This is a genomic window from Enterobacter cloacae complex sp. P40C2 (assembly GCF_014930695.1).
Classification (GTDB): Bacteria; Pseudomonadota; Gammaproteobacteria; order Enterobacterales; family Enterobacteriaceae; genus Enterobacter; species Enterobacter pasteurii.
Genome location: NZ_JADBRP010000001.1, coordinates 263,001 through 281,887, shown reverse-complemented (window position 1 = coordinate 281,887; position 18,887 = coordinate 263,001). Strand labels below are relative to the sequence as shown.

General features: G+C 57.0%; 17 protein-coding genes and 1 other RNA gene. 5 read left to right on the top strand and 13 right to left on the bottom strand.

What is annotated here, in order from left to right; all coding sequences use genetic code 11:
• Nucleotides 1-8 precede the first annotated feature (8 nt).
• Genes ubiH through IM304_RS01320 form a run of 3 tightly spaced genes read right to left on the bottom strand, consistent with a single transcriptional unit; the run spans nucleotide 9 to nucleotide 3,107 of the window.
• On the bottom strand, nucleotides 9-1,187 hold the full coding sequence (ubiH, locus tag IM304_RS01330; RefSeq protein WP_193354938.1) for a 2-octaprenyl-6-methoxyphenyl hydroxylase: 1,179 nt from the start codon (nucleotides 1,185-1,187) through the stop codon (nucleotides 9-11).
• Nucleotides 1,184-2,497, bottom strand: a complete 1,314-nt coding sequence (gene pepP / locus IM304_RS01325; protein WP_176611176.1) for a Xaa-Pro aminopeptidase — start codon at nucleotides 2,495-2,497, stop codon at nucleotides 1,184-1,186. Before pepP ends, ubiH begins: the two co-directional genes overlap by 4 nt.
• Nucleotides 2,498-2,528: 31 nt before the next feature.
• Nucleotides 2,529-3,107, bottom strand: a complete 579-nt coding sequence (locus tag IM304_RS01320; RefSeq protein WP_148418542.1) for a YecA family protein — start codon at nucleotides 3,105-3,107, stop codon at nucleotides 2,529-2,531.
• 167 nt (nucleotides 3,108-3,274) lie between these two features.
• Between IM304_RS01320 and zapA the strand changes: the two genes are divergently transcribed.
• From zapA to IM304_RS01305, 3 genes are all read left to right on the top strand, one after another.
• A complete protein-coding gene (gene zapA, locus IM304_RS01315; protein WP_063618800.1) occupies nucleotides 3,275-3,604 on the top strand; it encodes a cell division protein ZapA in 330 nt (109 codons plus the stop codon).
• 41 nt (nucleotides 3,605-3,645) lie between these two features.
• Nucleotides 3,646-3,829: non-coding RNA, 6S RNA (gene ssrS / locus IM304_RS01310), on the top strand.
• 24 nt (nucleotides 3,830-3,853) lie between these two features.
• A complete protein-coding gene (locus IM304_RS01305; protein WP_148418541.1) occupies nucleotides 3,854-4,453 on the top strand; it encodes a 5-formyltetrahydrofolate cyclo-ligase in 600 nt (199 codons plus the stop codon).
• A 90-nt stretch (nucleotides 4,454-4,543) separates the two neighbouring features.
• Here IM304_RS01305 and serA read toward each other — a convergent pair whose 3' ends face one another.
• Together serA and rpiA are read right to left on the bottom strand one after the other, a co-directional pair.
• Nucleotides 4,544-5,776: a phosphoglycerate dehydrogenase gene (gene serA / locus IM304_RS01300; protein ID WP_148418540.1), complete on the bottom strand. Its 1,233-nt coding sequence runs from the start codon at nucleotides 5,774-5,776 to the stop codon at nucleotides 4,544-4,546.
• Between the two features lie 266 nt (nucleotides 5,777-6,042).
• The gene (gene rpiA / locus IM304_RS01295) at nucleotides 6,043-6,702 is read right to left on the bottom strand and encodes a ribose-5-phosphate isomerase RpiA (protein WP_148418538.1); all 660 of its coding nucleotides are present in this window, start codon (nucleotides 6,700-6,702) and stop codon (nucleotides 6,043-6,045) included.
• Between the two features lie 127 nt (nucleotides 6,703-6,829).
• On the opposite strand from rpiA, the gene argP reads away from it, so the two are divergent.
• Nucleotides 6,830-7,723 (top strand): DNA-binding transcriptional regulator ArgP, encoded by an 894-nt coding sequence (argP, locus tag IM304_RS01290; RefSeq protein WP_003860089.1) that lies wholly within the window; start codon nucleotides 6,830-6,832, stop codon nucleotides 7,721-7,723.
• Nucleotides 7,724-7,771: 48 nt separating this feature from the next.
• Here the strand turns inward: argP and IM304_RS01285 are convergent, their stop codons facing one another.
• The 7 genes from IM304_RS01285 to tkt form a co-directional block, all read right to left on the bottom strand.
• Nucleotides 7,772-8,512 carry an oxidative stress defense protein gene (locus IM304_RS01285; RefSeq protein ID WP_193355067.1) on the bottom strand — a complete coding sequence of 247 codons (741 nt, stop codon included), beginning with the start codon at nucleotides 8,510-8,512 and terminating at the stop codon, nucleotides 7,772-7,774.
• A gap of 93 nt (nucleotides 8,513-8,605) precedes the next feature.
• Nucleotides 8,606-9,241 carry an arginine exporter ArgO gene (argO, locus tag IM304_RS01280; RefSeq protein WP_148418537.1) on the bottom strand — a complete coding sequence of 212 codons (636 nt, stop codon included), beginning with the start codon at nucleotides 9,239-9,241 and terminating at the stop codon, nucleotides 8,606-8,608.
• Between the two features lie 147 nt (nucleotides 9,242-9,388).
• Nucleotides 9,389-10,243, bottom strand: coding sequence for a small-conductance mechanosensitive channel MscS (locus IM304_RS01275; protein ID WP_148418536.1), 855 nt, complete (start codon nucleotides 10,241-10,243; stop codon nucleotides 9,389-9,391).
• Between the two features lie 188 nt (nucleotides 10,244-10,431).
• A complete protein-coding gene (gene fbaA, locus IM304_RS01270; protein WP_063867865.1) occupies nucleotides 10,432-11,511 on the bottom strand; it encodes a class II fructose-bisphosphate aldolase in 1,080 nt (359 codons plus the stop codon).
• A gap of 92 nt (nucleotides 11,512-11,603) precedes the next feature.
• Nucleotides 11,604-12,767 (bottom strand): phosphoglycerate kinase, encoded by a 1,164-nt coding sequence (pgk, locus tag IM304_RS01265; protein ID WP_048957304.1) that lies wholly within the window; start codon nucleotides 12,765-12,767, stop codon nucleotides 11,604-11,606.
• Nucleotides 12,768-12,816: 49 nt separating this feature from the next.
• On the bottom strand, nucleotides 12,817-13,836 hold the full coding sequence (gene epd, locus IM304_RS01260) for an erythrose-4-phosphate dehydrogenase (protein ID WP_193354939.1): 1,020 nt from the start codon (nucleotides 13,834-13,836) through the stop codon (nucleotides 12,817-12,819).
• A 339-nt stretch (nucleotides 13,837-14,175) separates the two neighbouring features.
• A complete protein-coding gene (tkt, locus tag IM304_RS01255; protein ID WP_148418534.1) occupies nucleotides 14,176-16,167 on the bottom strand; it encodes a transketolase in 1,992 nt (663 codons plus the stop codon).
• 272 nt (nucleotides 16,168-16,439) lie between these two features.
• Here tkt and IM304_RS01250 point away from each other — a divergent pair, with 272 nt between their 5' ends.
• Nucleotides 16,440-17,198, top strand: coding sequence for a M48 family metallopeptidase (locus IM304_RS01250; protein ID WP_047355194.1), 759 nt, complete (start codon nucleotides 16,440-16,442; stop codon nucleotides 17,196-17,198).
• Between the two features lie 44 nt (nucleotides 17,199-17,242).
• Here IM304_RS01250 and IM304_RS01245 read toward each other — a convergent pair whose 3' ends face one another.
• The gene (locus IM304_RS01245; protein WP_193354940.1) at nucleotides 17,243-18,883 is read right to left on the bottom strand and encodes a thiamine pyrophosphate-binding protein; all 1,641 of its coding nucleotides are present in this window, start codon (nucleotides 18,881-18,883) and stop codon (nucleotides 17,243-17,245) included.
• Between the last annotated feature and the right edge of the window lie 4 nt (nucleotides 18,884-18,887).

Sequence of the window (18,887 nt, the reverse complement as noted above, 5' to 3'; positions counted from 1 at the left end):
ATTACTCCTTAACGCGCGACCCAACCCAGGGTCCGCTGCGCCAGCACGTCACGTGCCGGAATGAACAGTTCCATCGCCATCAGCCCGAGGTTGCGACCCGCAACTAACGGCGCCCAGCGATTGGCAAACAGGTGGACCAGGCCATCGGTGACGCTAACGGTCGCCGCTCTGTCCCCCTCACGTCGTTTCTGGTAATGGCTCAGCACTGAGTATGCGCCACAATCCCGCTGTTCGCCCCACGCCTGCGCCAGCAGCTCAGCCAGGCTCATTACGTCGCGCAGGCCAAGGTTGAAGCCTTGCCCGGCGATGGGGTGCAGCGTCTGCGCGGCATTGCCGACAAGGGCGACGCGATGGGAAACCGTCTGCGATGCGGTCGTCAGCGAAAGCGGATAAACCACCCGCTTGCCCGCGTGGGTGATACGCCCAAGCCGCCAGCCAAAGGCTTTTTGCAGCTCGGCACAAAAACGTTCGTCGGACCAGGAGAGCACCTCATCGGCCTTATCCTGAGCATGGCACCACACCAGCGAACAGCGTCCGTTCGACATCGGCAGCATGGCCAGCGGGCCGTGCTGCGTAAAGCGCTCAAATGCCCTGCCGTTATGCGCGCCCGCCGTAGAGACGTTAGCGATGACCGCCACCTGGCCATAAGGCTGAGTGTGCCATTCAACGCCGCACTGCGTGGCGAGCGCAGAGCGTGAGCCATCCGCCGCCACCAGCAGCTGCCCCTCAAGCGTGGTACCGTTGTCCAGCGTCACGCTGACGGCCTCGTCACGGCGGCTAAATCCGGCAACGCGCGCCGGACAGTGCAGCGTAACGCCTGGCGCGTCCTGTAACAGACGGAACAGCCTCAGCCCCACGTCATGCAGCTCCACGACCTGCCCCAGCGCCGCTATCCGGTAGTCGTGCGCGTCCAGCGTCACGAACCCGGCATGACCGCGATCGCTGACGTGAACGGTGCGGATCGCCGTTGCGCAATCCGCTATCGCCTGCCAGATCCCGATGCGCGACAGCTGCTGGCAGGTTCCCTGCGCCAGCGCGATGGCGCGAGCATCGAAACCAGGATGGTCGCTCGCCTGCGGCGCAACCGCCTCGACGAGATGCACCGGAAGCTGGCCTTTGGTTAAGTGCGAAATGGCCAGCGCCAGGGTAGCGCCGGTCATGCCTCCGCCAACGATGATCACGCTCATACGCGTGCCGCCGCCATCAGCGCCTCGATCTCCTCGGCTTTTTTTACAACGGTCGCGGTCAGGTTTTCGTTACCGGTTTCGGTGATGACGATGTCGTCTTCGATACGAATGCCAATCCCGCGATACGGTTCCGGCACGTCGGCATCCGGCGCGATGTACAGCCCCGGCTCGACGGTCAGCACCATGCCAGGCTCCAGCAGGCGCGAACGGTCCTGACCGTATGCACCCACGTCATGCACGTCCAGCCCCAGCCAGTGGCTCAGGCCGTGCATAAAGTACGGGCGATGGGCGTTTTCAGCGATGAGGGCATCCACATCGCCTTGCAGAATGCCGAGCTTAACCAGCCCGGTAATCATGATGCGCACCACCTCACCCGTGACGTCCTGGATAGAGGTGCCCGGACGGAACAGCGTCAGCGCGGTCTCCAGAGACTCCAGCACGATGTCATAGATTTCGCGCTGCGCGGGGGTGAATTTGCCGTTTACCGGGAAGGTGCGGGTGATGTCCCCTGCATAACCCTGATATTCGCAGCCGGCGTCAATCAGCACCAGATCGCCGTCGCGCAGCTCACTTTCGTTTTCGGTGTAGTGCAGGATGCAGCCGTTTTCCCCGCCGCCAACGATGGTGTTGTAGGACGGGAAGCGCGCGCCGTGGCGGTTAAATTCATGGTGAATTTCGCCTTCAAGCTGGTACTCGAACATGCCGGGACGGCACTTTTCCATGGCCCGGGTATGCGCCAGCGCGCTGATTTCGCCCGCGCGGCGCATCACGTTAAGTTCTTCTTCTGACTTGAACAGGCGCATCTCGTGCACCACCGGACGCCAGTCGATGAGCGTAGCGGGCGCCGAGAGATTCTGCCTCGAGCCTTTACGCAGCTTGTCCAGCGCGGTGAAAACAATCTCATCCGCATAGGCATATTCGCCCTGAGCGTGGTAGAGCACGTCGAGCCCGTTGAGCAGCTGATAGAGCTGCTGGTTGATTTCACTGAAGGCCAGCGCGCGGTCAACGCCCAGCTTTTCCGGTGCCGCCTCTTGCCCCAGGCGACGACCAAACCAGATTTCAGCCGTTAAATCGCGGACGCGGTTAAAAATCACGCTGTGGTTATGGGTGTCATTGCTCTTAATCAGCACCAGTACCGCTTCCGGCTCGTTGAAACCCGTGAAGTACCAGAAATCGCTGCTCTGGCGATAGGGGTATTCGCTGTCCGCGCTTCGCGTCACTTCCGGCGCGGCAAAAATCAGGGCAGCGCTTCCCGGCTGCATTGTGGCCAGCAGCGCCTGACGACGGCGAGAATATTCTTGACTGGAGATAACCATGACACCCTCCTGTGCGTTATTGTTCTTAATGTAATGTTGGCTTGCGAACTTCCGGCGCGGTCGGCTGCGAGCGCGTAAAGTTGTCGTGGCACAGCAGAGACGCCACGCGAACATACTCGATGATCTCTTCGAGAGACATCTCCAGCTCTTCCTGATCTTCGTCCTCGTCGTAGCCGAGCTGGGCGATATTACGCAGATCGTCAATCGCCTCACCCGCTTCGCCGGTCACTTTATCAAGTTTAGGCTGGGTTACGCCGAGGCCAAGCAGATAGTGGTTTACCCAGCCCGCGAGCGCATCGGCGCGATCGAACACGCTGACGTCATCGCCTTCAGGCAGATAAAGCTGAAAAAGAAAGCCATCGTCTTCCAGGGAGTCGCTGGTTGCGGCGTGCATTTTACGCAGCGCTTCCGCCAGTTCGTGGCCAAACGCCAGCCCTTCGTTCGTGAGGTCGTGGATCAGCGGCTGCCATGAACTGTCGCTGTTTCCGCCGCACAGTATGCCGCTGATCAGACCGTGCATTTCGGCAGGGGTTAAACCGACTCCCTGCTGGTTCAGTAACTGGCTTAAATCCTTGTAACCAGGCATTTCGTTCTGTATAGACATACGCATTCGTCATCAAAGGGAGGATATTCATGATATGCTACCACTTTGGACCCTGGTGATACCAGAAAAGGGCTTGTATCTTCACATCAGGGTAGCTATAGTGTCGCCCCTTCGCAGCCCACGGGGCAGTAAGCGAAGGCAGCGCAGTCAATCAGCAGGAAGGTGGCATGTCTGCACAACCCGTCGATCTCCAGATTTTTGGCCGTTCACTGCGAGTGAATTGTCCGCCTGAACAAAGGGATGCTTTGAATCAGGCTGCGGACGATTTGAATCAGCGGTTGCAAGATCTAAAAGAACGCACTAGAGTCACAAATACTGAGCAGCTGGTTTTCATCGCCGCGTTGAACATCAGCTATGAACTGACTCAGGAAAAAGCGAAGACCCGCGACTACGCGGCCAGCATGGAGCAGCGCATTAAAATGCTCCAGCAGACCATAGAACAGGCATTGCTTGATCAAGGTCGCAATCCCGAAAGATCGGGACCAAAGTTTGAATAACACTTCGCAGTTGACTATGGTAGAGTAACTGTGAAGACAAAATTTCTCTGAGATGTTCGCAAGCGGGCCAGTCCCCTGAGCCGATATTTCATACCACAAGAATGTGGCGCTCCATGGTTGGTGAGCATGCTCGGTTCGTCCGAGAAGCCTTAAAACTATGACGACACATTCACCTTGAACCAAGGGTTCAAGGGTTACAGCCTGCGGCGGCATCTCGGAGATTCCCTCTCTTTTCTTCTACCGACTACCATGACTCAATTCCCTGAAGTTTCTGCTTCACGCCAGGACATTCGTCAGCTCATTCGTCAACGCCGCCGCGCGTTAACTCCCGATCGGCAAGCGCATTTTGCCCAGCAGGCCGCCGCCCGTATGATGGCCTATCCGCCTGTAGTGATGGCAAACACGGTCGCGCTGTTTCTCTCGTTTGACGGCGAGCTGGATACCCAACCGCTTATCGACCAGCTCTGGCGCGCCGGAAAGCGGGTGTACCTGCCGGTGCTGCATCCGTTCAGCAAAGGCCATCTCCTGTTTTTGCACTACCATCCGCACAGCGAGCTGGTGGTAAATCGTCTGAAAATTACCGAACCCAGACTCGACGTGCGCGACGTGCTGCCGCTGGCTGAGCTGGACGTGCTGGTCGTGCCGCTGGTGGCGTTTGATGAGCAGGGTCAGCGATTAGGCATGGGCGGCGGGTTCTATGACAGAACGCTGCAAAACTGGCAGCAGTATGGCCTGCAGCCGGTGGGTTATGCGCATGACTGCCAGGCTGTAGAAGCCTTGCCCGTTGAGAAGTGGGATATTCCGCTGCCGGCGGTGGTGACGCCGTCGAAGCTGTGGGAGTGGAGGTAAAAGCAAAACGGTAACGCCAGTTACCGTTTTTGATATTTTCGCCCTCTCCCTGTGGGAGAGGGATGGGGTGAGGGCATCAAACCTCACATATCAATAAAGCAGACGCGCGCGAATCGTTCCCGGAATGGTCTTCATGCTCTGCAGCGCTTTTTCCGCGATGTCTTCATCCGCTTCAATATCAATTACCACGTAGCCCATCTGCGAGTTGGTTTGCAGATACTGTGCGGCAATGTTTACGCCCTGCTCGGCAAAGATCTGGTTGATGGCGGTCAGCACGCCCGGACGGTTCTCGTGGATGTGCAGCAGGCGGCGACCGCCGTGCAGCGGCAGAGACACCTCCGGGAAGTTCACCGCAGAGAGCGTTGAACCGTTATCGGAGTATTTGCTCAGCTTACCCGCCACTTCCAGGCCGATATTCTCCTGCGCTTCCTGAGTTGACCCACCGATGTGCGGCGTCAGGATCACGTTGTCGAACTCGCACAGCGGAGAGGTGAACGGATCGCTGTTGGTGGCAGGCTCCGTCGGGAATACGTCGATAGCCGCCCCCGCCAGATGCTTACGCTTCAGCGCATCGCACAGCGCAGGAATATCGACCACCGTGCCGCGCGCGGCGTTGATCAGCAGCGAGCCCGGCTTCATCAGCGCCAGCTCTTCCGCGCCCATCATGTTTTTGGTGGAGGCGTTTTCCGGCACGTGCAGGCTGACCACGTCGCTCATGTTCAGCAGGTCAGACAGATGCTGCACCTGCGTCGCGTTACCCAGCGGCAGCTTGCTTTCGATATCGTAGAAAAACACGTGCATACCGAGAGATTCCGCCAGAATACCGAGCTGCGTACCAATGTGGCCGTAACCGATAATCCCCAGCTTTTTACCACGCGCTTCGTAGGAGCCGGACGCCAGCTTGTTCCACACGCCGCGGTGTGCTTTGGCGTTAGCTTCCGGTATGCCGCGCAGCAGCAGCAGCAGCTCGCCAATGACCAGCTCCGCCACGGAACGGGTGTTGGAGAACGGGGCGTTAAAGACCGGGATACCGCGTTTTGCGGCAGCATTCAGGTCCACCTGGTTGGTGCCGATGCAGAAACAGCCGATCGCCACCAGCTTTTCCGCCGCGGCAATAACGTCTTCAGTCAGTTGGGTTCGGGATCGCAGGCCAATGAAATGGGCATCACGGATGGACGCTTTCAGCTCTTCCGAGTCCAGCGCGCCTTTGTGAAATTCGATGTTGGTATAACCCGCCGCACGAAGGCTATCGAGCGCTTTCTGGTGCACGCCCTCGACCAGCAGGAATTTAATCTTGTCTTTCTCCAGTGATACCTTTGCCATTTACCCGACCCTGTTTTTATCTGAACTGATGTTGTGCTGGATTGAAATCCCGTGCAGCCAACATATCAAAAAAAACTATTGCAGCAATATGAACGTTTGCGTCGGCACTCTGAAGAAAAGTCATACAGAGCAAAATGACAGAGGAAAATGCTGTGGAAATTTATGAACGCGGCAGGATCGGCAAAAGAGGCGGAAAAACGTGACACAAGTCACCGAATTTAGCGTTTCAAAATTTTTTTAGCGGGGGGAGAGCTCCCCCCGTCAGATCATTTTACGATGGTTTTCACGCCGTCAGCCGTGCCGATCAGCGCCACGTCCGCGCCACGGTTGGCAAATAGCCCTACGGTTACGACGCCCGGGATGCCGTTAATCGCATTCTCCAGCGCGATCGCGTCGAGGATCTCGAGACCGTGAACGTCGAGGATCACGTTGCCGTTATCGGTCACCACGCCCTGGCGGTATTCCGGACGGCCGCCCAGCTTCACCAGCGCGCGCGCCACGGCGCTGCGCGCCATAGGGATCACTTCGACCGGCAGCGGGAAATTACCCAGAATGTCGACCTGCTTGGAGGCGTCTGCGATGCAGATAAACTTGTCCGCTACGGAGGCGATGATCTTTTCACGGGTCAGCGCCGCGCCGCCGCCTTTTATCATCTGCATGTGGCCGTTGATTTCATCCGCGCCATCAACGTAAATCCCCAGACGATCCACTTCGTTGAGATCGAAAACGGTAATGCCGAGGCTTTTCAGCTTTTCCGTGGAAGCATCGGAGCTGGAAACTGCGCCCTCGATCTGCCCCTTCATCGTGCCGAGTGCATCGATAAAGTGTGCCGCCGTCGACCCCGTACCAACACCGACAATGGTACCCGGCTGTACGTACTGGAGAGCGGCCCATCCTACTGCTTTTTTCAGTTCATCCTGCGTCATGATCGTTATGCCTGTGGTGTGAAAACTCAGGGCGCATTATAGAACACGTCGAATGGATTTCGTCTGCCACGAAGGGAAAATTGTGTCATAGTGCAGATTAAGCAAAATTAAGGAGTCAGCCAGAGCAATGAAACGTCCGGACTACAGAACACTACAGGCACTTGATGCAGTTATTCGTGAACGCGGTTTTGAGCGCGCGGCGCAGAAGCTGTGCATCACCCAGTCCGCCGTATCACAGCGTATCAAACAGCTTGAAAACATGTTCGGACAGCCGCTGCTGGTGCGTACCGTGCCGCCGCGTCCAACGGAACAAGGGCAAAAGCTCCTCGCCCTGCTGCGCCAGGTTGAACTGCTGGAAGACGAGTGGCTGGGCGATGAGCAGACCGGGTCTACGCCGCTACTGCTGTCGCTGGCGGTGAACGCCGACAGCCTGGCAACCTGGCTGCTGCCGGCTCTTGCGCCGGTGCTGGCCGACTCCCCGATCCGCCTGAATCTCCAGGTTGAAGATGAAACCCGCACCCAGGAGCGGCTGCGTCGCGGTGAAGTGGTTGGTGCCGTCAGCATCCAGCCTCAGGCGCTGCCAAGCTGCCTGGTCGATCAGCTGGGCGCGCTGGACTACCTGTTCGTAGGCTCTAAAGCCTTTGCCGAGCGCTACTTCCCGAACGGCGTGACCCGTGCCGCGCTGCTGAAAGCTCCTGCCGTGGCGTTTGACCATCTGGACGATATGCACCAGGCCTTCCTGCAGCAAAACTTCGACCTGCCGCCGGGCAGCGTGCCGTGCCATATCGTCAATTCGTCCGAAGCCTTCGTGCAGCTGGCGCGTCAGGGAACCACCTGCTGCATGATCCCGCATTTGCAGATAGAAAAAGAGTTAAAAAGCGGTGAGCTGATTGACTTGACGCCGGGGCTGTATCAGCGCCGGATGCTGTACTGGCACCGTTTTGCGCCGGAAAGCCGCATGATGCGCAACGTCACCGACGCGCTGCTGGCGTTTGGGCATAAGGTGTTGAGGCAGGATTAATCGCCTGAATTCCCTCTCCCTTTGGGAGAGGGTTTAGGTGAGGGCAAATTATTGCGCCTTAGCCGCCTCAGTTTGCTGAGGTTGATTTGGCTCCAGCTGGAACACTACATCCACCTGATCGTCGAACTGAATGGACGGCTGCTCATAGGTTTCCTGAGCGGATACCGGCGCGGCGTCAGCCTTCATCATCCGAACCATCGGGCTTGGCTGGTAGTTAGAGACGTGGTAACGCACGCTGTAAACCGGACCGAGCTTGCTCTTGAAGCCGGCTGCCAGCTGTTCCGCCTGATGAATCGCATCGTTAATCGCCGCTTTACGCGCTTCGTCTTTATATTTTTCCGGTTGCGCAACGCCCAGCGAGACGGAACGAATTTCGTTCAGCCCTGCCTTCAGCGCGCCGTCCAGCAGTGAGTTGAGCTTATCAAGCTGGCGCAGGGTCACTTCCACCGTACGCACGGCACGATAGCCTTTCAGAATGCTTTTGCCGTTCTGGTAGTCGTAATCCGGTTGGGTACGCAGGTTGGCAGAGCTGATATCTTTTTTAGCGATACCGTTCTGTTCCAGGAATGAGAGGTATTGCGCAACACGATCGTCTGCCTGTTTCTTGGCGGAAGCCGCATCTTTCGCAGCCACGTTCACTTCAATTGCCAGGGTTGCAACATCCGGTACCGCATCCACGCTTGCGGTGCCTGAAGTGACGATGTGCGGGCCGTTCGGCAGTTCATTCGCCTGCACCGACACCGAACCTAAACTTACTAATGCCGCCAGGGCCATCACCTTAAACTTCACTGTCATTCCTCCATGTTGCGAAGAGTGCCCCAACAACAGGGCTCATGCCAGCAAGCTTAGCGGGTCTTGTTCAGATGTCCATAAGACAAACGCTTAGTTGAACAATCCCTGTACATGATGAATGCCCTCTTTCGCCAGCTGGAAAGCAATAAACCACATCACCAGCCCTACCAGCGTATTAATGATGCGCTGCGCTTTGGCGGTACGCAGCCGCGGCGCCAGCCACGCTGCCAGGATCGCCAGGCCGAAGAACCAGAGAAAAGAGGCGCTGACCGTGCCGAGCGCAAACCAGCGCTTCGGCTCAACGTCTAGCTGACCGCCCAGGCTGCCCAGCACCACAAACGTATCAAGATAAACGTGCGGGTTCAGCCAGGTCACGGCGAGCATGGTGGCGATTATTTTCCAGCGCCCCTGCTTCATCACCTCGGCGCTCGCCAGTTCAATACTGCTGCTCATGGCGGTTTTCAGGGCACCAAATCCGTACCAGAGCAGAAACGCCACGCCGCCCCAGGTGACCAGCGCCAGCAGCCACGGCGACTGCATCAGCAGGGCGCTGCCGCCAAAAATCCCGGCGCAAATCAGCAGCAGATCGCTCACCGCGCACAGCAGAGCAATCATCAGATGGTACTGGCGGCGAATGCCCTGATTCATCACGAACGCGTTTTGTGGGCCGAGAGGAAGGATCATGGCCGCGCCTAACGCAAGCCCCTGAAAATAATAAGATAACATGACATCGTTCTCGCAGAGTTGTTCCGGAAGCAGACTATACTGCGCGAACGTCATTAGAGGAAATTGATAATATTAATTGGGTATTAGGAGAACTAATTAAAAAAAAGCCCGGCGGCGCTAACGCTACCGGGCCTGAGGGAATGCGGATTACTCGGCTGCTTTTTCGCGCTTGAGGTTTACGTCCATCTGCGGGTACGGGAAGCTGATGCCGTTAGCGTCGAAGTCACGCTTGATGCGCTCCAGCACGTCCCAGTAAACGTTTTGCAGATCGCTGCTTTTGCTCCAGATGCGCACCACGAAGTTGATGGATGACGCGCCCAGCTCGTTCAGACGAACGGTCTGCTCGCGATCTTTCAGAATGCGATCGTCAGAAGCAATAATGTTGGTAATCAGCGACTTCACCTGCTCGATATCTGAATCGTATGCCACACCGATGATCAGCTCATTGCGGCGCACCGGTTCGCGGGAAAAGTTAATGATGTTGCCCGCGATGATTTTCCCGTTCGGGATCACCACAATACGACCATCGACGGTACGCAGGGTGGTAGAGAAAATCTGCACCTGCAACACGGTGCCGGCAATACCGCCCAGATCGACATATTCACCGGAGCGGAACGGACGGAAGGTCACCAGCAGTACGCCTGCCGCCAGGTTCGAAAGCGACCCCTGCAACGCCAGACCGATGGCCAGACCGGCCGCACCGAGCACTGCGATAACGGATGCAGTCTGCACGCCCACGCGGCCTAACGCCGCAATCAGCGTAAAGGCAATGATGCCGTAACGCACCAGCGCGGAGAGGAAGTCGGCCACCGTCGCATCAATATGACGAGCGAGCATGACACGATTAATTGCATTGGACACGACGCGCGCCACGATCATACCCACGATAACGATCGCGATTGCCGCGACGATATTTACCGCATAACTCAGCAGCAGCGCCTGGTTGCGCACCAGCCAGGTTCCCGCGTTGTTAATGCCATCTACTACACCGAGATCTTCCATTCATTTATCCTTATGCTAAACCAAACCACAAAATCCATCCCACATGGAGACAGGCAGGTCAGTAAAGGGTAAACAAAAAGCCAGGTATTGCCAAACAGATCACAAAACCAGGTGTTGCAGGATATTGAAAAAACATAAAAAAAAGGCCCGCAGTTGCGGGCCTTCTGATGTGCTGTTAGCAGCTCAAATTACAGAACGTCGATGGCGTTCAGTTCTTTGAATGCCTGCTCCAGACGGGTCACCATGGACGTCTGCGCAGCGCGCAGCCATACGCGTGGATCGTAGTATTTCTTGTTCGGCTGGTCTTCGCCTTTCGGGTTGCCCAGCTGGCCCTGCAGGTAAGCTTCGTTGGTTTTGTAGTATTGCAGGATACCGTCCCAGGTCGCCCATTGGGTGTCGGTATCGATGTTCATTTTCACTACGCCGTAGCTTACGGAATCTTTGATTTCCTGAGCAGAAGAACCGGAACCGCCGTGGAAGACGAAGTTCAGGCTGTTGTGCGGCAGGTTGTGTTTTTTGGAAACGTATTCCTGAGAATCACGCAGGATAGTTGGGGTCAGAACCACGTTACCTGGTTTGTAAACGCCGTGCACGTTACCGAAGGACGCTGCGATGGTGAAGCGCGGGCTGATTTTGCTCAGTTCGGTGTAAGCGTAATCAACGTCTTCTGGCTGGGTATACAGAGCGGAAGCGTCCATGTGGCTGTTGTCCACGCCGTCTTCTTCACCGCCGGTGCAGCCCAGTTCGATTTCCAGGGTCATGCCCATTTTGGACATACGCGCCAGGTACTTAGAGCAGATCTCGATGTTCTCTTCCAGAGACTCTTCAGACAGGTCGATCATGTGAGAAGAGAACAGCGGCTTACCGGTTGCAGCGAAGTGTTTTTCACCCGCGTCCAGCAGACCGTCGATCCACGGCAGCAGTTTCTTCGCGCAGTGGTCAGTGTGGAGGATAACCGGAACACCGTAGTGCTCAGCCATCTGGTGTACGTGGTGCGCACCAGAGATAGCGCCCAGGATTGCAGCACCCTGAGGAACGTCAGTTTTCACGCCTTTACCTGCGATGAACGCAGCGCCGCCGTTAGAGAACTGAACGATAACCGGTGCTTTCACTTTCGCAGCGGTTTCCAGTACGGCGTTGATGGAGTCGGTACCTACGCAGTTTACTGCTGGCAGAGCGAAGTTGTTTTCTTTAGCTACCTGGAACACTTTCTGTACGTCATCACCAGTGATAACGCCAGGTTTTACGAAATCAAAAATTTTAGACATGTTGCTTAGTCCTGTATCTTCGGCCGTTAGAAAAGGTGCGAGCTCTTATAAGCGCGCTGAAAATTGGGCAGGTTTCCCTGCCCCTGAATGGCTTACTTCTTAGCGCGCTCTTCGAGCATTGCTACTGCTGGCAGTACTTTGCCTTCCACGAATTCGAGGAATGCGCCGCCACCAGTGGAGATGTAGGAGATCTTGTCAGCGATACCGAACAGGTCGATAGCTGCCAGGGTGTCACCACCGCCTGCGATAGAGAACGCTTCGCTGTCTGCGATAGCGTTAGCAACGATTTCAGTCCCTTTGCGGAAGTTCGGGAATTCGAACACGCCAACTGGACCGTTCCACAGGATAGTTTTTGCGTTTTTCAGGATTTCAGCCAGTTTCTGTGCAGAAACGTCGCCCAGGTCCAGGATCTGCTCTTCATCTTTGATGTCGTTTACAGATTTCAGGGTCGCGGTAGCGGTTTCGGAGAACTCGGTCGCAACGCGAACGTCAGTTGGAACCGGGATATCACAGGTACCCAGCAGACGTTTTGCTTCGTCAACCAGGTCAGCTTCGTACAGGGATTTACCCACGTTGTGGCCTTGAGCAGCAACGAAGGTGTTCGCGATACCACCGCCAACGATCAGCTGGTCAGCGATTTTAGACAGGGAATCCAGAACGGTCAGTTTGGTAGAAACTTTAGAACCGCCAACAATGGCGACCATTGGACGAGCAGGCTCTTTCAGCGCTTTGCCCAGTGCTTCCAGTTCGTCAGCCAGCAGAGGACCAGCACAAGCTACGTCAGCGAATTTACCGATACCGTGGGTAGACGCCTGAGCACGGTGAGCCGTACCGAATGCATCCATTACGAATACGTCACACAGTGCAGCGTATTTCTTGGACAGGGTTTCGTCGTCTTTCTTTTCGCCTTTGTTGAAGCGAACGTTTTCCAGAACAACCAGCTCGCCTTCGGCAACTTCAACGCCGTCCAGGTAATCTTTCACCAGGCGAACCGGGTTGGACAGTTTGTCTTTCAGGTAATTAACAACCGGCAGCAGAGAGAACTCTTCGTTGTACTCGCCTTCAGTTGGACGGCCCAGGTGGGAGGTGACCATCACTTTAGCGCCCTGCTTCAGAGCCAGTTCAATGGTTGGCAGAGATGCACGAATACGCGCGTCGCTGGTCACTTTGCCATCTTTAACCGGTACGTTCAGATCGGCACGGATGAAAACGCGTTTACCTGCCAGATCCAGATCGGTCATCTTAATTACAGACATGGTGAATCCTCTCGTTGATTCTTAAAGTTTTGCAAGCGCAAGGTGCGCTCTACCTGAAACCTTTTGCGGCCATTGCTAACGTGGTGTCGAGCATTCGGTTAGCAAAGCCCCATTCGTTATCACACCAGACCAGCGTCTTGATGAGGTGTGCACCACTGACGCGCGTCTGCGTGCCATCCACGATGGCGCTGTGCGGGTCGTGGTTAAAATCTACTGAGACCAACGGTAATTCCGTATAGTCAACTATACCATGAAATGCACCCTGTGCCGCTTTTTGCAGCAACAGGTTGACTTCACAGGCTTTTACCGGTTTTTTTACCGTCACGCTAAGATCGATTGCGGTGACGTTTATCGTCGGAACACGCACGGCAATCGCTTCAAAACGGTCGTTAAACTGCGGGAAAATGCGGGTGATCCCGGCTGCCAGCTTCGTATCCACCGGTATGATTGACTGACTCGCCGCGCGAGTGCGTCGTAAATCCGGGTGGTAGGCGTCGATAACCTGCTGATCGTGCATGGCGGAGTGAATCGTGGTCACCGTGCCGGATTCAATGCCATACGCATCGTCTAACAGTTTAATGACCGGAATAATGCAGTTGGTAGTGCAGGAGGCGTTGGAGACAATGCGGTGTTCGGCTTGCAGCTCGTGCTGGTTAACGCCAAACACGACGGTGGCGTCGAGGTCGTTACTGCCGGGATGAGAGAACAGGACTTTTTTTGCGCCAGCATTAAGATGCGCTTCGCCATGTTCGCGGTTACCGTACACGCCGGTACAGTCCAGCACCACGTCCACGCCCAGCTCTCGCCAGGGTAGCCCGTCAATATCGCGCTCGTGCAGCACGCGGATGGCATCGTCACCGACAAACAGCTGGTCTCTTTCCTGGCGAACGTCCCAGGCAAAGCGTCCGTGGCTGGTGTCATATTTCAACAAATGCGCCATGCCCGCAGCATCCGCCAGTTCATTGATTGCCACCACGGTTATTTCCGCACGACGCCCGGATTCATATAAAGCACGAACCACATTGCGCCCGATGCGACCGAAGCCATTAATCGCTACGCGTACGGTCATAGATCTCCTGCAAAGCTATCCCTGAGTTTGAGGTGGCTGAAAGAGTAATCCAGCTACGCCCGAAGGGGAATCTTTGCTATTACAAACTGCGATTGATTGGTCAATTGTCGAACATTTAATCGACTGAAACGCTTCAGCAAGAATAAGCGAATCGGGGAATAAAAGGAATGGCTGTCCAGAGCAATAAGCCAGCTATATGACTTGCGTCACATTTTAGATGGAATAATTTACGGCGACGTAAACGCAAAACGGTAACCCGAGGGTTACCGTTTTTAGCGTTTGCACCCTCTCCCAGGGAGAGGGTTGGGGTGAGGGCATCAGCCCGCACCGTACAAACCATTACAGCAGTTCTTTCGCTTTCGCGACGACGTTCTCAACGGTGAAGCCGAACTCTTCGAACAGCAGTTCAGCCGGAGCAGACTCACCGAAGGTGGTCATACCGACGATTGCACCGTTCAGGCCAACGTATTTGAACCAGTAGTCAGCGATGCCCGCCTCCACTGCCACGCGAGCGGTAACCGCTTTCGGCAGTACGGATTCACGGTAAGCCGCATCCTGCTTATCGAACGCGTCGGTAGACGGCATGGAGACCACGCGCGCCTTCACGCCTTCGGCAGTCAGTTTTTCCCATGCTGCAACCGCCAGTTCAACTTCAGAACCGGTCGCGATGAAGATCAGCTCAGGCTGGCCTGCGCAATCTTTCAGCACGTAACCACCGCGGGCGATGTTCGCCAGCTGCTCTGGCGTACGTTCCTGCTGCGCCAGGTTCTGACGGGAGAGGATCAGCGCGGTCGGGCCGTCCTGACGCTCAACGCCGTATTTCCACGCCACCGCGGATTCAACCTGGTCACATGGACGCCACGTGCTCATGTTCGGGGTCACACGCAGGGAAGCAACCTGCTCTACCGGCTGGTGAGTTGGGCCATCTTCGCCCAGACCGATGGAGTCGTGGGTGTAGACCATCACCTGACGCTGTTTCATCAGCGCGGCCATACGCACGGCGTTACGTGCATATTCCACGAACATCAGGAAGGTAGAGGTGTACGGCAGGAAACCACCGTGCAGGGAGATACCGTTGGCAATCGCGGTCATACCGAACTCACGTACACCGTAATGGATGTAGTTACCGGCAGTATCTTCGTTGATTGGCTTAGAGCCAGACCACAGGGTCAGGTTAGATGGCGCAAGGTCAGCGGAGCCGCCGAGGAATTCAGGCAGCAGAGGACCGAAGGCTTCGATCGCATTCTGAGACGCTTTACGGCTGGCGATCTTAGACGGGTTCGCCTGCAGCTTCGCGATGAACTCGTTCGCTTTCGCGTCGAAGTCAGACGGCATATCGCCTTTCATACGACGGGTGAATTCAGCCGCTTCCTGAGGGAAGGCTTTCGCGTAAGCCGCGAACTTCTCGTTCCAGGCCGCTTCTTTCGCCTGGCCCACTTCTTTCGCATCCCACTGAGCGTAGATTTCAGACGGGATTTCGAAGGCAGGGTATTTCCAGCCAAGCTGCTCACGGGTCAGCGCGATTTCCGCGTCGCCCAGCGGTGCACCGTGGGAGTCGTGAGTGCCCGCTTTGTTCGGAGAACCAAAGCCGATGATGGTTTTGCACATCAGCAGGGACGGCTTGTCGGTCACGGCGCGCGCTTCTTCAACCGCACGTTTAATCGAGTCAGCATCGTGGCCATCAACGCCACGCACAACGTGCCAGCCGTAAGCTTCGAAACGTGCTGCGGTGTCGTCAGTGAACCAGCCTTCAACGTGACCGTCGATGGAGATACCGTTGTCGTCGTAGAACGCCACCAGTTTGCCCAGCTTCAGGGTGCCTGCCAGGGAGCACACTTCGTGAGAAATGCCTTCCATCATGCAGCCGTCGCCCATGAACGCGTAGGTGAAGTGGTCAACGATGTCGTGACCAGGACGGTTGAACTGTGCCGCCAGGGTCTTCTCAGCAATCGCCATACCCACGGCATTCGCAATGCCCTGGCCCAGCGGGCCGGTGGTGGTTTCAACGCCAGCGGTGTAGCCTACTTCCGGGTGACCTGGAGTTTTGGAGTGCAGCTGACGGAAGTTTTTCAGCTCTTCGATTGGCAGATCGTAGCCGGTGAGGTGCAGCAGGCTATAGATCAGCATAGAGCCATGGCCGTTGGACAGCACGAAACGGTCGCGGTCAGCCCATGCCGGGTTCTGCGGGTTATGGTTCAGGAAATCACGCCACAGGACTTCGGCGATGTCAGCCATGCCCATAGGGGCGCCCGGGTGGCCGGATTTGGCTTTCTGTACTGCGTCCATGCTCAGCGCACGAATAGCATTAGCAAGCTCTTTACGTGAGGACATTTTAACTCCAGATCGGACTGTTAAAGGCCATGCCCTTGACGACAGCGCGTTTTGGGCTACGCCGGAAAAAAGTGCCAACAATGTAACCCAAGCCGCAGGGCATGTACATGGAGCATTCTTTTGCTGCTTAAGAAATCTCTGGATCATGCTCGCATGTTGCGCAATCTGCTCGCCCGCCGCTGTAGATATTCCTTATACTTAGCCCGACACCGGCTTCGCTGGCGGTGCAATTTTCGGAATTAATTCAGATTAACAAGTACGGAAGCCACATCATGAAAATGCGTGCAATAGGGCTGGCTGTGGGAACAACGCTCCTGCTAAGCGGCTGTCAGAATATGGATTCTAACGGCCTGATGACCTCAGGCGCAGAAGCTTTTCAGGCCTACTCCCTGAGCGATGCGCAGGTCAAAGCGCTGAGCGATCAGGCCTGTAAGGATATGGACGGAAAAGCTACGCTTGCCCCGGCTAACAGCACCTATACGCAGCGTCTGAATAAGATTGCTTCCGCACTGGGCGACAACATTAACGGCCAGCCGGTGAACTACAAGGTGTACATGGCGAAAGACGTGAACGCTTTCGCAATGGCCAACGGCTGTATCCGCGTGTACAGCGGCCTGATGGACATGATGACCGACAACGAAGTTGAGGCGGTGATCGGCCATGAAATGGGTCACGTAGCCCTGGGTCACGTGAAGAAGGGAATGCAGGTTGCGCTGGGCACCAACGCCGTTCGTGCAGCGGCCGCCTCTGCGGGCGGTATTGTCGGCAGCCTGTCCCAGTCGCAGCTTGGCGACGTGGGCGAGAAACTGGTGAACTCTCAGTTCTCCCAGCGTCAGGAGTCGGAAGCGGATGACTACTCTTACGATCTGTTGCGCAAACGCGGCATTAATCCATCGGGTTTAGCCACCAGCTTCGAAAAGCTGGCGAAGCTGGAAGAAGGCCGTCAGAGCTCCATGTTTGACGATCACCCGGCCTCCGTTGAACGTGCGCAGCATATTCGCGACCGCATGGCGGCAGACGGTATTAAATAACGGCACATCTGCCCGGTGCGCGCCGCGCCACCGGGCCTCCCGGATCAGTACAGCGTTTTTTGCGGCGGCCCGGCAAACTTCAGGGCGCCAATTTGCCCCATCCGCACTTCCACCACCGACGGCCCCGGCATGGCCAGCGCCTCCGTCATCACCGCGTCAAAGTCCTCCGCCCGCTCAACGCTCCAGGCCTGTAAGCCTATCGCCTGCGCCAGCAGGGTAAAGTCCGGCGTATGCAGCTCGTTAAAGTACTGACGCCCGCCAAAATACTTATCCTGAATACCGCGCATAACGCCGTAGCCTCCGTCATTCATGATGAGCAGCGTCACGTTGGCCTTCTCCTGCGCCAGCGTCGCCAGCTCGCCTAAATTGAGGCTCAGGCCGCCGTCGCCCACCAGCCCCACCACCTTACGCTGCGGGTTGGCAATCGCGGTGCCGATCGCCATCGGCAGGCCCATGCCAATCGCCCCGGCCAGAGAGTGTATGTTCATCAGCGGACCGTTCGCGCGGAACAGGCGGCTGCCCCACAGGCTGCCGGAAACGGTGATATCGCGCACCAGCAGGCCGTCTTTCGGCAGGGCTTTTTCTATGGCATCGTTAAGCTTCGCATAGGCGCCGCACTGCTCGCGCAGGCCCTGTTCAGCCTGCGAGACCGCCTGCTGCACCTGCGCGTCCCACTGGGCGTTGCCCCACTCACGGCCCTGAACCTTGTCGGCCAACGCGCCAAGCAGCGCTGAACAGTCGGCTACCAGCGTGTTATCCATCAGGTAGTTACGGCTCGCCGCCGCCGGATCGATATCGATCTGCACGCGTGGAGACGGTAGCTCCAGCGTCCAGGAACGAGTCTCGTTGCTGCGCAGGCGTGAACCGGCGACCAGCGTAAAATCACACTGCGAAATAAGCGCCTCAACCGACGGCGAGTTGTGGAACGCCCGCAGGCTGGCGCGATGGCTGTCCGGCAGCACGCCCCGCGCGTGGGTACTGGAAATCACGGTGATGCCCGCATCCGCCAGCGTTTTCACCGCGTCCGCGCTGCCCAGCGCTCCGCCACCCAGCCACAGCAGCGGCTGTTTCGCCTGCTTCAGCTGCGCCCACAGCGCATCGACAACGGCAGCATCAGCGTTCGCCCCCGATGCCGGTTTAAGCGGCGCGGTCACCAGCGACAGCGGAATTTTCGCGCCCTGAATATCGATCGGAATTTCCACCGAGACCGGCCCGCACGGCGGCGTCTGCGCCTCCTGAATCGCCTTATGCAGAATGGCTATCGCCTGGCTGGCGTTGCTGATGCGGTACGCCCGCTTTGAGCTCGCCTTCAGGAAGGTCAGCTGATCGCGGGTTTCGTGAATAAACCCGGTGTCGGCGTCCAGCCAGGCTTTCTCTACCTGACCGGTTAAATGCAGCAGCGGCGTGCAGGCATTCATCGCCTCCACCAGCGCGCCTACCGCGTTACCCGCACCCGCGCCGGTGCTGGTCAGCGCCACGCCGAGGCCGGAAAAACGCCCGTGGGCGTCGGCCATGGTGACGGAGCCCGCTTCGCCGCGCGCGGGCACAAAGCGGATCTTGCCGCGCTGCCCGACCGCATCGGCGATCGGCAGGTTGTGAATGGAGATGACGCCGTAGATGGCGTCAACCTGATACTGCTCCAGCGTTCTGGCGATGGCGTCGCCGACGGTTATCATTTCGCTCATTGCT